General features: G+C 65.1%; 13 protein-coding genes. 5 read left to right on the forward strand and 8 right to left on the reverse strand.

What is annotated here, in order from left to right; translation table 11 throughout:
• Window positions 1–201: 201 nt before the first annotated feature.
• The 5 genes from BST13_RS37675 to BST13_RS37695 form a co-directional block, all read right to left on the reverse strand.
• Window positions 202–1,188, reverse strand: a complete 987-nt coding sequence (locus tag BST13_RS37675) for an HAD-IIA family hydrolase (RefSeq protein ID WP_083171244.1) — start codon at window positions 1,186–1,188, stop codon at window positions 202–204.
• Window positions 1,189–1,667: 479 nt separating this feature from the next.
• On the reverse strand, window positions 1,668–2,669 hold the full coding sequence (locus BST13_RS37680) for a heme-dependent oxidative N-demethylase family protein (protein ID WP_083171246.1): 1,002 nt from the start codon (window positions 2,667–2,669) through the stop codon (window positions 1,668–1,670).
• Window positions 2,666–3,658, reverse strand: a complete 993-nt coding sequence (locus BST13_RS37685) for a PDR/VanB family oxidoreductase (RefSeq protein WP_083171247.1) — start codon at window positions 3,656–3,658, stop codon at window positions 2,666–2,668. Before BST13_RS37685 ends, BST13_RS37680 begins: the two co-directional genes overlap by 4 nt.
• Window positions 3,658–4,125: a dimethylamine monooxygenase subunit DmmA family protein gene (locus BST13_RS37690; protein ID WP_083171249.1), complete on the reverse strand. Its 468-nt coding sequence runs from the start codon at window positions 4,123–4,125 to the stop codon at window positions 3,658–3,660. Before BST13_RS37690 ends, BST13_RS37685 begins: the two co-directional genes overlap by 1 nt.
• Before the next feature lie 14 nt (window positions 4,126–4,139).
• Window positions 4,140–4,526, reverse strand: coding sequence for a cupin domain-containing protein (locus BST13_RS37695; RefSeq protein ID WP_083171250.1), 387 nt, complete (start codon window positions 4,524–4,526; stop codon window positions 4,140–4,142).
• Between the two features lie 1,132 nt (window positions 4,527–5,658).
• On the opposite strand from BST13_RS37695, the gene BST13_RS37700 reads away from it, so the two are divergent.
• On the forward strand, window positions 5,659–7,107 hold the full coding sequence (locus BST13_RS37700; protein ID WP_083171252.1) for an APC family permease: 1,449 nt from the start codon (window positions 5,659–5,661) through the stop codon (window positions 7,105–7,107).
• Between the two features lie 69 nt (window positions 7,108–7,176).
• Here the strand turns inward: BST13_RS37700 and BST13_RS37705 are convergent, their stop codons facing one another.
• Window positions 7,177–7,899 carry a cache domain-containing protein gene (locus tag BST13_RS37705; RefSeq protein ID WP_083171253.1) on the reverse strand — a complete coding sequence of 241 codons (723 nt, stop codon included), beginning with the start codon at window positions 7,897–7,899 and terminating at the stop codon, window positions 7,177–7,179.
• Window positions 7,896–8,720 (reverse strand): FadR/GntR family transcriptional regulator, encoded by an 825-nt coding sequence (locus BST13_RS37710; protein WP_083171255.1) that lies wholly within the window; start codon window positions 8,718–8,720, stop codon window positions 7,896–7,898. The genes BST13_RS37705 and BST13_RS37710 overlap by 4 nt, the downstream gene beginning before the upstream one ends.
• Window positions 8,721–9,015: 295 nt before the next feature.
• Here BST13_RS37710 and hxlB point away from each other — a divergent pair, with 295 nt between their 5' ends.
• The 4 genes from hxlB (at window position 9,016) to BST13_RS37730 (ending at window position 13,035) form a co-directional block, all read left to right on the forward strand.
• On the forward strand, window positions 9,016–9,615 hold the full coding sequence (gene hxlB / locus BST13_RS37715) for a 6-phospho-3-hexuloisomerase (protein WP_083171256.1): 600 nt from the start codon (window positions 9,016–9,018) through the stop codon (window positions 9,613–9,615).
• Between the two features lie 73 nt (window positions 9,616–9,688).
• A complete protein-coding gene (hxlA, locus tag BST13_RS37720) occupies window positions 9,689–10,312 on the forward strand; it encodes a 3-hexulose-6-phosphate synthase (RefSeq protein ID WP_083171258.1) in 624 nt (207 codons plus the stop codon).
• Between the two features lie 240 nt (window positions 10,313–10,552).
• Window positions 10,553–12,109 (forward strand): glucose-6-phosphate dehydrogenase, encoded by a 1,557-nt coding sequence (gene zwf / locus BST13_RS37725; protein ID WP_083171259.1) that lies wholly within the window; start codon window positions 10,553–10,555, stop codon window positions 12,107–12,109.
• On the forward strand, window positions 12,106–13,035 hold the full coding sequence (locus BST13_RS37730; protein WP_083171261.1) for a glucose-6-phosphate dehydrogenase assembly protein OpcA: 930 nt from the start codon (window positions 12,106–12,108) through the stop codon (window positions 13,033–13,035). The genes zwf and BST13_RS37730 overlap by 4 nt, the downstream gene beginning before the upstream one ends.
• A gap of 11 nt (window positions 13,036–13,046) precedes the next feature.
• Here the strand turns inward: BST13_RS37730 and BST13_RS37735 are convergent.
• A partial coding sequence (locus BST13_RS37735; RefSeq protein WP_142282951.1) for a response regulator transcription factor occupies window positions 13,047–13,256 on the reverse strand: 210 nt, incomplete at its 5' end.

The following is a 13,256-nucleotide window of genomic DNA, read 5'->3' on the forward strand; positions in this document are numbered from 1 at the left end:
ACCCCATCACCGCCAGCCCCGTCACCCCGATCTGAGCCGTGCCGGTCGTGTTCGTCATGCAGCAGCCTTTCGATTGTCGTTATCGCAAAACGCTTTTCCCACCGGCAGCGCAACCGGATATGTCAGCGAGGCCAGAGTCCCCGCCACTGGTGCGGACGCTCTGACCTACGCGTAGCTGTAAAAAGTCTTGGTCGAGATCTGTCAGGCCGCCGTGAAAACGATCTCCGGCGCAACGTCGGGTGTCGTGTCCGGATGTGCCGCCCACCAGGCCGCACAGGCGGCGCGCCAGCTGTCGAGGTCATCTTCACGGCCGTCGATGCTGAGCTTCGAGCCCGACACCCGGGCTGTTGCATCGCCACAGGAGTAGGCGCCGTTGTCGGCGGTGATCGCCGGGTATTCCTCGTAGAGTTCGCCGAGGGACCGGATCATGTACTTGGGACGTTCGTCGACGCGGGCCGTCAGGGCCGTCTGCGGCGAGTCCACGCCGGTCAGCACGAGGACTGTGTCCATGCCTGCCCGATTTCCGCCCAGGATGTCGGTGTCCAGCCGGTCACCGACGACGAGGGGGCGCTCGACACCGGAGTGGCGCGCCGCCGTCTCGAAGAGGGCCGGTTCTGGTTTGCCTGCGGCCAGGGGAGTCTTGCCGGTAGCGGTGGCGATCGCGGCCACCAATGCCCCGTTGCCGGGCGCGAACCCGCGCTCCTGCGGAAGGGTCATGTCCAAGTTCGTCGCGACCCAGAGGGCACCCGCCTGGATCGCGTAGGAGGCCTCTGCGAGGTCTTTCCAGCCGAGGCTGGGGGCGAACCCCTGGATGACAGCGTCGGGCTGGCCGTCGGATGCGGAGATGACGACGAGTCCCTGCTTCCTGACGGAGTCCGCGAGGACCTGACTGCCGACGACGAGCACGGTCGCGCCTGCAGGCACCTGGCGGGCCAGCAGCTCGGCTCCGGCCAGGGCAGACCCGAACACCTGCTCGGCGGTCGCAGGCGCGCCCAGTTCCCGCAGGTGAGCCGCAACCTCTTCGGATGAGCGCGACGCGTTGTTGGTCACGTATGCGAGGCTCTTGCCCTCGCCCGCCAGCTTGTCGAGCGCCTCGGTGGCGCCGTCGATCGCGCTCGGGCCGGTGTACACGACACCGTCGAGGTCCGCGAGAACGCCGTCGAAGTTGTCAATAAGCCGCGTGGTCATCGCTTCCTAACTTCGCCGGCCCCGCAGGCCGGCTGCGCTTTGTTGATACTGCGGGGTGCCCGGCTCGGGGCCCGCATCAAACGCCGTCCTTCGGCGTCACCGAACCATCCGAGAGACCACGGACCGACGCAAACCTCGACGTGTAGATCGGCGATACGCCGCTTGGCAAGGGCCCGCAACGATTTGCGGGTCCCTGCCAAGCCCTTGGCCGGCTCGCGCAGCCCACCACCGGTGAGACACAACGACTCTGCCGAAGCGACGCCGCTCGTCGGGACTGAAACCGCGCAAGGGGTGGCCTCGGGAGACAGCGCGTCCCGAGGGTGTGCAACCCCCACTACGGTCCGGGCTTCACTGACGAGAGTCACTGGATACTTCCTTGGTTGGTTTTGTGCGCGACGAAATCTCAGAGACGGTGACTGCGGATTGGTTGAGCTGCCGGATCAGCCGGGACGGCGTGACGGGTACAGCCCGCCGCCATCCTATCCGGACAGCAGCCAGTCGGACGCGGCTTTGCGGTAGCGGATGATGCCCTTGTAGTCGGCCATGTCATCGGGGAGTTCGGCCAGCACCTCGCCCATGCGCCGACGCCAGGCCGGAACCCTTGCGATGTCGGAGAGCGGCAGGAGGTAGGTCCGGATCAGGAAGAGGACCGCACCCGAGCGAGGCAGACGGATGAGCTGCTGAACTTCCACCCGCAGATGGACGCGCTCCGGCAGGGCAGGATCCGTGGAGATCGTGCCACGGTCCGCGGCCCACTCGGGGTAGGTCTCGGTGGAGGTGTCCAGGCGCCGATCGATGGTCATGGTCCAGTTGGTCCGGCGGTAGGACTCGCCGGGCTGCAGGCTCATGAGGAAGTGCTGGGCGCGGGAGATGATCTTCTCCTCGTTCACCCGCGGGACGGGGCTGTGGATCTCGCTGAAGCTCATGCCGACGTCGAACCCGATGGACCAGTCCGCGGCGAAGGTGACCACACCGGCGTCGAGCCACAGCGCCTTGTCGCGCTGTTCGAGGAAGACGATGTCGTCCTGGATCTGGCTGCCCAGGAAGTCCAACGGATCCCCGGTGGGTAGTGACGCGTCGTCACCGATGGTGAACTCGATGTCGAGATTCAGCAGGGTGTTCCGCCAGCGGACCCGATCACCCTCGCGCTGCCAGGACATCGTGTCAGGGTTGTCCTCCGCCATTTCCGGCAGCAGGGTGGTGATGGCGTCCCACACTGCGGGGCGCATGTGCGGCAGGGTGTTGATGCGCGAGGGATCCCGCTGCAGGACCTCGGCGCGAAGCTTGAGATCGTCGACGTAGAACTCGTCGACGTCCACCACGGTCGTGCCCCAACCGCCCGCTTCGGTCTGCGTCAGCTTGCGGGACGGCTCGACGTTGGCGCTGTAGCGGTAGCTGTCACCGGTGTAGGGGAACGGAAAGCGACGGATCCGATCCGGCAGGGTCGCCGTGTCCAGGTCGTTGTCGATGGTGATGCTCACAGGTCCAACTCCAATTCTTCACCCACGCTGCGGGAGACGCAGCACATCATGAGTTCGTTCTCTTCCTTTTCCTCGTCGCTCAGGTAGAGATCCCGATGCTGAGGAGTTCCCCGAAGCACGGGAACCGTGCACTCGCCGCAGATGCCCTTGCGGCACATGTTGGGAATCTGCTTGCCCTCTTTCTCGAGGGCCTCCAACAACGAAACGCCCGGCGGGACTTCCAATCTCACGCCACTGCGGGCCAGGATCGCCGTGAACGGTTCACCCGCGTCCAGCTCACCAGCGCCGAAGTGCTCGAGGTGCAGCAGTGCTTCCGGCCAGCCCAGCTCGCGTGCCTGGTCGAGGACCGAATCCATGAAGGCGGCGGGCCCGCAGACGTAGAGGTGGGTACCGAGTCGTTGCGTGGTGAGCGCTTTGGCGAGGACCTGCTGGAAACTTTCGCGGCCGTGGCACTCGGTCAGCGCCGGTCCCATGAGTTCGCGGACTTCCTCGACATGCGCGCCTTCGCCGGGCCGGTAGACGTAGATCATGGAGGCCGACATGCCCCACTTGGCCGCGTTCATGGCATGCGAAACCAAGGGCGTGATTCCGATGCCTGCGGCGACGTAAAGGCTGTGCTTGGCGTTGTTGACGGGCGCAAAGTTGCTGCGGGGGCGTGAGACCCACACGCGGTCGCCGACGACGAGCCGGTGCATGGCCAGCGAACCGCCGCCGCCGTCTTCGACCAGCAGGACCGAGATGGTGTACTCGGTGGGATCGTTGCCCGAACCGGTGAGGGAGTAGGCGTTCGCGCCGAGGTTCGCGGAATCGCCGTACTGGATCACCAGGTGGCTGCCGGCGACATAGGAAGGCAGGGTCGCCCCCGACGGGTCGCTGAACGCGATGCTGACGATCGAATCCGTCTGCATCACACGGCTTGTCACTTCCAGCTCGATGCCGTCTTCGATCGCCGGGTGGACGATGGGCTGGAGGGCTTCAGTGGCGGTCATCATGCCTCCTCGGCGTGGGCGGCGTAGCCCAGGTACCCGCCGAGACGGCGAGAGAAGTGGTCAGTGGTGGCCAGGACGATGCCGCATCCCTGGCAGGGCACCTCGACGGATCCGTGCACACCGGTGGTGGTGGTGCCGACGTGGCAATGGCCGCAGAACACGACCCACGGGCTGTTCTCATCGGGCAGCAGGGTGATCTCTTCGTCCACCATGCCGCACTCCTGGGCGGCGGCCGAGGCGGCATGGACGTCGATTGCGGGGCCGGCGAGTACGAGACGCGCGCCGACGCATGACCGTTCGAGCGCAGACCTCAGCTCGGCGAGGCTTTCCGGGTTGGCAGATGTGAAGTGGAGGTCGTACTTGGGCCGGTCACCGGTGTCCCGACCCGCGGTGTCACCTGTGTCGCCGAACGACGCACAGATGACACCGCGGAAACCCGGCTCCAACGACATAGACGTGGAACGCATGGGGTTTGGTGTCCTTACGGGGCGAAGGTGCGGTCGCCGGCGAAGAAGCCGAGGCCGTATTCGGGGGTCTCGAACTTGACGGTGGTGCCCTTGGGGAAGAACAGCACGTCGCGCTCCTTGGCGTGGGTGACCTCGCCGGTGTCCTGATCGGTGAGGATGAACTCACCCTTGACGACGAGCTTCATCTCGTCGTAGGTGTACGTGTACACCAGAGGCTCTGACTTCTTCAGCTCGAAGAATCCGGCGCTCATCACGGTGCCCTCCGGGTTGTGGAGGGAATCACCGATGGAGGCGATGACACCGGGCTCGTTCATGCTCGGCAGCCCCTCGTAGCCCTTCTCCACCTTGTGGATGGCCCCGGCCTTGGTCAGGGTTCCGATGGTTGCGATTTCTGTCGACATGCTTGCTTACTCCTGTTGTGTCAGAGCTGATCACGGTTGTCGGGCCCGACCGTCGTTCGACGGGACTGGTCGATTTCGGCGCGCGACGGCGCGCCGAAACTAGGTCAGGAGCTCCCGGGTCGAGGTCCCTTGGGGGATCCTCTGCGACCGGCATCCGCTCTTCCACCGAAGGCCAGCCGAGCCCTGGCTTGAGCCCTGCTGCTGTGATGCCGATCACGTCCCACAGTTGAAGCTACGCCACTTAATTCATCTAGTCCAGACTTTTTTAGAAATATTCACGGCTGGTTGGTCTGGATAGCCTGCGCAGCGCGCGGCCAGCGACCCGGCCGCGGTGCTTCCCGGTGGCTCTACCAGGGGTGACGCTTCAATACCTGCCGACGCGAGCTCGAAAGGTCCCTCGCCGATCTTCGCCGAGGCGGTCGCTGCCGTGGCATGGGCTCGGTGCAGTGGAGCGGAAGTGGCGGCCGACGCTCGTGTGCGGGTGCGGCGACCGGCCGGCCGACTGTTGGATAGTTCGGTCACCGGTGCCGGCCTGCGCCTCTGGCATGCGTCGGATCCCTTCTTGAACAGGCGATTTCAGCCCTGTTCGCGAGAGCGAGTGCTACGCCTCGCTCGCCGGCCCGCTCTCGGGGGCTCGTGTTCACGTCTGACTCGGGCACTGTGTGACCCGCGCCGGCGGCTACGCTTCGACCAAACCGCAACCGGCGCTCACAGGGTTTCCGCTGATCTTTCACGGCGAGTTGCCAGGTTTCGACTTCGGCGCATCTTTCCGCGCCGGCCGCAGTGGGTGTCTTGCCTGCTGGCGGCACCGCGGCGGGTTTCTTCGCGCCGGTTTGGAAGGGCCAACCAAGGGCACCTTTTCTGTGTGTCTGCTGCGGCGTGCCAAAAAAAGTCTAGATAAAAGCTACCGAACTGCAGCATTAAGCTGTAGCCTCTGACGTGATCCACCTCACAGACGACACGGGCGGGAGACGTCCGACTCCTTCGAGGGCCCGGAGAACACTCCCGGACATCACGCCGCCGGCAAAACCGGCGCCTTCGGCAAGACCTCGTCGCCGGACTCGTTCGGCACCCCGGCCCACCCGCACCTTTCGAAAATCGACACCCCTCACATATCCAAAGGAAGATCCTTGTGACCGAAAGTCATTCTGAAGAAGTCGGTGACCTGAAGAGGTCCATCGACTGGAAGCAGGGCCTGGCCATCGCGCTGGGTGTGCCGTTGCTGATCCTGCCCTCGTTGGGCTACATCCCCATGTACCTCGCCGCCGCGGCGATCCTCATCTGGGGTCTGTCGGTGCTGCAGGGTTTCGCCCAGAGCACCGCCTACGCCGAAATGGCCACCACCTTTCCCGAGGCCTCCGGACTGCCCGGATTCGCGCAGCATGTCTTCGGCAACGGAAACCGCAAGGGCAAGTACGACATGAGCAAGCTGCTCGGCGGGTTCAGCGCCTGGAGCTACTGGTTCGCCTGGACCCCGGTGCTGGCGATCTTCTCCATCCTGGTCGGCGGCTACCTGCACGGTCTGTTCCCCGCGCTGGACATGTTCACCGACTACCAGCTTTCGCTGATGTCGGGCGTGGTCATCTTCACCATCCTGTTCGTGGTGAACTGGTTCGGCCTCAAAGACGGCGCCAAGCTGGGTTACGTTCTGGCCGCCTTCTCACTGATCCCGTTGGTAATCCTGACCGTGGCGCCTTTTGCCACCGGACATTTCGACATGTCCAAGATCACCAGTGACTGGATGCCTGCCGACTGGTCCTGGGACCTGCACCACATCCTGATCCTCTTCGGCGTCTTCGCGATCGCCCAGTGGAGCGCCTGTGCCTGGGAAACCGCAGCCATCTACGGGCCCGAATACAAGAATCCGGCCAAAGACGTTGCCAAAGCGCTGTTCTCCTGCGGCGTCATCTGCTTCTTCTCGTTCGTGCTCGTCGAAGCCGCGGTCATCGGTGTGCTGGGTGTCGATGGGGTCCAGGCTGAGGCTGTGTCGCCGCTGCTTCCCGTCGCCAACGCCGTCTTCGGTTCGGCAGGCTCCGCGATCACGATCATCATGTTGATCGCCGCCATGGTCCTGATCATCCAAACCGCGTATCTCGGTTCGTCTCGCGCCATGCACTCGATGGCCGTGGAAGGCAACCTGCCCAAGGCTTTTGGCAAGACGAACCGCCAGGGAACTCCCTGGGTGGCCATGCTGGTCATCGCCATCTTCAACCTGGTGCTGATCTCGATGGGGAACCCCGCGGCGATCGTCGCGGCCTCCGCGATCGGTTACACGTGCGCCAACGGCATCAGCCTGTTCGCCTATGTGAAGGCAAAGCGGGACCCGGCTTTCGCCAACTTGGAACGTCCGTTCAAGGCACCCAAGGGCTGGAAGGGTGTCGCCCTGGCCTTCGGTCTGTTCAACCTGCCGCTGTGCGTCATCGGTGTGGTCTACCTGAACAGCCTCGAAGTCGGTTGGGCCCCAACCTGGGTCGGTTTCCTCGTCCTGGCGGTCTACATCCCGATCTGGGTGTACTCCCAGCATGAGTGGCATCGCTCGAAGGCTCAGTTGACTCCTGCGGCCGGAACCGTCGCCGGCTAGCACCTCTCGAGAAAGACGGGAAGGCAGATCTCTGCCTTCCCGTCTCTCTTTTGTTTGTGTATGTCGGGCTCAGGTGGACTGCCGGCCGGCGGTGTAGATCAACGAGAGCCCCAGGTGTGGAACATCGAGTGTGACTCGATGCTGATCCGGAGAACCAGACTTGAGGCGCTCACCCACCAAATACATGCCGGAATTGCCGAGGATGACCCGATTACTGGCGTTGACCAGGGCAGCGTCGCCGGGAATCAACAGCAGATCCGGCATGATGATGGGCTCCAGGTCCGTGAGCCGGATATCGCACCCGGCCACTCCCGAGAAGTGCCCGTGGACCGAGAACGGCGCCCCGAAGGTGAGGATGTACTCCTCGAAGCCCGAGTAGTCGATATACGGCCCCCAGACGGTCTGCTCACCTGTGGCTGCGGCGGTCGAGAAGAACGGCAGCTTTTCGTAGTCGTAATACCGGGCGCTGCCTGGAGTCATGTCGAAATCCAGTCGGCCGAGGGCGCCGGATTCCTTGCGGAACCACCATTCGAAGGCGTGGCCGCCCTCCTCGACGGAGGCCGCGGCGAAGAAGGTGCCTGCGCCTGCGGCGTACGTGTTCTTCGTCAGGAACTGTCGGGAGAGCTCGTCCAATCCGGCAAGTGCCGTCCGGCTCACCTTCGACTTGCCCGCGAGATTTCGATCGAGTTGCGCGGCAACATCTTTGGCCAGGCTCTTGGTCTCGGTGGCGACGCCGTTGATCCACGAGGTGAGGGCGTCGACAGCCCGCGAGACTTCGGTGGTGGAGTTCATTGGCCCTCCTGAATCATTGCGGCCTCAGAGGAAGAACTGCCGTCGGGTGCGGTAGCGGGACTGCTCGGTCTCGACTGGGCATATCCGAGAACGAGTTTCGTGTCGATCAAGTGGAAGATGTTCCGCCTGATGTGTTCAAGTGTCAGCTTCTGGGCCCTTTCGGGGTGGTCCTGAGCCACGGCCCGGACCAGTTCCAGGTGCTCGGCGGTTGCGCGCTCGGGATCGTATGCCTCTGCGACGGCGAAGGGCGCCCACAGCTGTCGAACCGTTTCTTCCTGCAGGCGGATTTCGGCATTGGCAAGCCTCGGTGATTGCGCGGACACGGCCAATTCGATGTGAAAGCGGCTGTCGGCGGAAGCTCGTGTCTCGGGGGTCTCGGCGAGGACCAAGGCCCGCGCCAGCTCCTGGAGACGGTCGAAGTCGTGTGCTTCGGCTCGCTCGCATGCCAGCCGGATGGTGGCGGCCGCGATTGCGGAATGCTCGTCACCGATGTCGCGGATTTCCGATATGGATGTCGTCAGAAACCACTCCCGCATGATGTCGGTCTCGGGCTCGGGCTGATTGACGACAAACGTTCCCCCGCTGCGGCCGCGACGCGTCTCGACAACCCCTCGTTCGCGCAGTTCCGACAAGGCTTCACGGAGGGTTGCGCCGCCGACCCCGAACATCTCCGAGAGTGCGGCCTCAGGGGGCAGGCGCTCACCTACCTTGAGCAGCCCGAGGGCGATCGCCTTGGAGATTCTCTCGACAATCGCGTCGGCCCTCTCGATTTCCGGCAGGGACCGATAAATCTGAGACTGGAAGGGGGTCGGCGTGGCCAAAAGTCTGCGCTCCGAAAATGGACTACGAGGTGAGTCGATCCTAGGTCGAAGACGCGGCCGGCGGTGCCGACTACGGCGTCGCCGCGGTGCGCCGAGTCCCTGAGGGCAGTGCCGCCGGGCCCGCTCCGCCACCTCTGTATGGACGGGTCAGGGCAGGCGACCAATCCAAAAGGGTAGTCAGAACCGTCAGAAAACAGTATTACCCCCACCCGTTCGCTTCGGGATTATTGGTTTCAGTCAAGCCAATCATCCGTTCGGGCCGTCACGGCCCGACGACCGATCGAAGGGGGTAACCATGACGCAAGCGGCAGAAGCCGGCGGCGCTGTGAAGGTCGTCGGAGACGACATCGCCAACAACCTTTCCCTTGTTCGGGACGAGGTCGCGGACACCGCGGCGAAAGTCGACCCGGAGCAGGTTGCTGTCCTCGCTCGCCAGATCGTCCAGCCCGGACGGGTTTTCGTGGCAGGTGCGGGTCGCAGCGGCCTCGTCCTGCGTATGGCCGCCATGCGCCTGATGCACTTCGGCCTCACCGTGCACGTCGCGGGAGACACCACCACGCCGGCGATCGCTGCCGGTGATCTGTTGCTGGTGGCTTCCGGCTCGGGCACCACCTCCGGTGTGGTCAAGTCCGCAGAGACCGCCAAGAAGGCCGGGGCGCGCATCGCCGCGTTCACCACCAACCCGGATTCTCCGCTGGCCGGTCTGGCCGACGCCGTGGTGATCATCCCCGCCGCGCAGAAGACCGATCACGGCTCGCACATCTCGCGGCAGTACGCCGGATCCCTTTTCGAGCAGGTGCTGTTCGTCGTCACCGAGGCCGTCTTCCAGTCGCTGTGGGATCACACCGACGTCGAGGCCGAGGAACTCTGGACGCGCCACGCCAACCTCGAGTGACCCGGACCTCGACGACCAACTCTTACCTCACATTCCATTCCCATCGCAGTACCCAACAGAAAGAAGGCACACAATGAAGCTCCAAGTCGCCATCGACCTGCTGTCCACCGAGGCCGCCCTCGAGCTGGCCGGCAAGGTTGCCGATTACGTCGACATCATCGAACTGGGCACCCCCCTGATCAAGGCCGAAGGCCTGTCGGTCATCACCGCCGTCAAGAAGGCTCACCCGGACAAGATCGTCTTCGCCGACATGAAGACCATGGACGCTGGCGAGCTCGAAGCCGACATCGCGTTCAAGGCCGGCGCTGACCTGGTCACGGTCCTCGGCTCGGCCGACGACTCCACCATCGCGGGTGCCGTCAAGGCCGCCCAGGCCCACAACAAGGGCGTCGTCGTCGATCTGATCGGCATCGAGGACAAGGCCACCCGCGCACAGGAAGTTCGCGCCCTGGGTGCCAAGTTCGTCGAGATGCACGCTGGTCTGGACGAGCAGGCCAAGCCCGGCTTCGACCTGAACGGTCTGCTGGCCGCAGGCGAGAAGGCTCGCGTTCCGTTCTCCGTGGCCGGTGGTGTGAAGGTTGACACCATCCCCGCGGTCCAGAAGGCAGGCGCTGAGGTTGCCGTCGCCGGTGGCGCCATCTACGGTGCAGCCGACCCGGCCGCCGCCGCGAAGGAACTGCGCGCCGCGATCGCCTGATCCACAGCGATTGGCTATCCCATAACGGTGGCGTCCCGCATCCTGAAAGCAGTTGCGGGACGCCACCTTTTGGCTTTTCTACCCCTGAAATAAAGCATCAACTCACCCGCCGCGGTACTCGTCTGCACACGTGTTCGCTCGGCGGCGCGTTCCTCCCTGGGAGATCCCGCCCGCTGACCCATTCGCGCAACCGTGAGGTCGACGACGCCGTACCGCCTTGTCGAGAGCTGGAATTCCACCATGTCCGCTGACCACGGTGATTCGAGTGTGCGGCCCGGACGCAACCTGCTCCGGGATCCGCGCGATCGTCGCTTGAACCGCATCGCCGGTCCATCCTCCCTTGTCCTCTTCGGCGTCACCGGCGATCTCGCCCGCAAGAAACTTGTGCCCGCGGTGTACGACCTCGCCAACCGGGGCCTGTTGCCGCCGAGCTTCGCCCTGGTGGGCTTCGGCCGGCGGGAATGGACAAACGAGGACTTCGTGGCCGAGGTCAAGGCGAACGTCAAGGCCTACGCCCGCACTCCGTTCGACGAGGCCGTCTGGGAGCAACTCTCCGAAGGCATCCGCTTCGTCCAAGGCGCGTTCGACGATGAGACGGCGTTCAAACGGCTGCGCGCAACGCTGGAGGAACTCGACGAGCAGCGCGGCACCCGCGGCAATTACGCCTTCTACCTTTCGATTCCACCCAAGGCCTTCGAACAGGTCTGCCGCCAACTCTCGGAATCCGGTCTGGCGCAGGCCGAGAACGACAAGTGGCGCCGCGTGGTGATCGAGAAGCCCTTCGGGCACGACCTCGCCTCGGCCCGCCAACTCAACGACGTCGTCGAGTCCGTGTTCCCGCCGGACGCCGTGTTCCGCATCGACCATTACCTCGGCAAGGAGACGGTCCAGAACATCCTGGCCCTGCGCTTCGCCAACCAACTCTTCGAGCCGCTGTGGAACGCCAATTACGTTGACCACGTACAGATCACGATGGCCGAGTCCATCGGAACCGGCGGCCGGGCCGGCTATTACGACGGCGTCGGCGCGGCCCGCGACGTCATCCAGAACCACCTGCTGCAGCTGTTGGCCCTGACGGCCATGGAGGAACCGATCTCGTTCGACGCCGACGATCTGCGTGCCGAGAAGGAGAAGGTCCTGGCCGCGGTCAAGCTGCCGGACGACCTATCGACCCATTCGGCGCGGGGTCAGTTCACCGGTGGCTGGCAAGGCGGCGAGAAGGTCCTCGGCTACCTGGAAGAGGACGGCATCCCGGCGGACTCCACCACGGAGACCTATGCGGCCATCCGCGTGGACATCAACACCCGCCGCTGGGCCGGCGTGCCGTTCTATCTGCGGGCGGGCAAGCGCCTGGGCCGCCGCGTCACGGAGATCGCCGTGGTGTTCAAGCGCGCACCCAACCTGCTGTTCCGTGACTTCGCCGAGGACGACTTCGGCCAGAACGCCGTCGTGATCCGGGTTCAGCCCGACGAGGGCGCCACGATCCGGCTGGGTTCCAAGGTCCCCGGCACCCAGACGGAGGTCCGCGACGTGACCATGGACTTCGGTTACGGCCACTCCTTCACCGAGTCCAGTCCTGAGGCCTACGAACGCCTCATCCTCGATGTGCTGCTGGGGGAGCCGCCACTGTTCCCCCGGCACAACGAAGTCGAACTGTCCTGGAAGATCCTCGACCCGTTCGAGGCCTACTGGGCCAGCCTCGACGAACAGCCCGAACCGTACGCACCCGGAAGCTGGGGCCCCGCCTCGGCCACTGAGCTACTTGCCCGCGATGGGCGGACCTGGAGACGGCCATGATCGTAGATCTTTCGGACACCACCACCGCAGAGGTTTCCAAGGAACTCTCGACCCTGCGGGAGCAAGGCGGCGTCATCGCGCTCAGCCGGGTGCTGACCCTCGTGGTGATCACCCGGGCCGGGTTCGAAGAGGACGCCATCGAGGCCGCCAACGAGGCCAGCCGGGAACACCCGTGCCGGATCATCGTCCTCAGCGACAGCGGGGCTTCGGCTCCGACCCGGCTGGACGCTCAGATCCGGGTGGGCGGCGACGCAGGCGCCTCCGAGGTCATCATCCTGCGCGCCTATGGGGAGCTGGCGACCGAGGGCGAATCACTGGTCGCCGGTCTGCTGCTGCCCGACGCGCCGATAGTGGCCTGGTGGCCGCACGGTGCCCCGGACAACGCGGGAGAGACGTCCATCGGACGCATCGCCCACCGCCGGATCACCGACTCGGCCAACGAGGGCGAACCGCGGCTGGCGTTGGAGAGGCTTCGGGACACCTACACGGCCGGCGACACCGATCTCGCCTGGACCCGCCTGACGAAGTGGCGGATCCAGCTGGCGGCCGCGCTCGACCATGCGGATGCGTCGCCCGTCACGGCAGTCACCGTGGAGGGTGCCTCGGACTCGGCGAGCACCCTGCTGCTCGCGGCCTGGCTCAAGCTGTCTCTTCAGGTTCCGGTCACTGTCGTGGCCGACGGCGCAGGCGTCGGCATCCGCCGCGTCCGGCTGCGCCGGGACGCCGGGGACATCGAGTTGGTCCGGCCGGATCGTTCGGTGGCAGAACTGACCCAGCCGGGACAGCCCCTGCAGCGGATCTCGCTGCCGCGGCCCACCCTGCAGGACTGCCTCGCCGAAGAACTCCGCCGCCTCGACCCCGACGAGGTCTTCGGCGAAACGGTCCGCAGCCTCGGCACTTTCCCGGTGCAGCAGAAAGCATCGTGACCGCTACGGCGTCACCGCAGGCCGTGGCTGTTGGCCAGCGCGATGGCCTCGGTGCGTGAGCTGACGTCGAGCTTGCGGAACAGGTTCCGCACATGGAACTTGACGGTGTTCTCGCTGATCCCCAGCGTCAGGGCGATCGTGCGGTTGCGCTGTCCGGCGACGAGGTGCTGCAGCACTTCGAGTTCGCGGGGGGCGAGGTCCCATCCGGCGATGTCGCCGGC

Source organism: Mycobacterium aquaticum, from assembly GCF_002086485.1.
In the GTDB taxonomy this organism is placed as follows: Bacteria; Actinomycetota; Actinomycetes; order Mycobacteriales; family Mycobacteriaceae; genus Mycobacterium; species Mycobacterium aquaticum.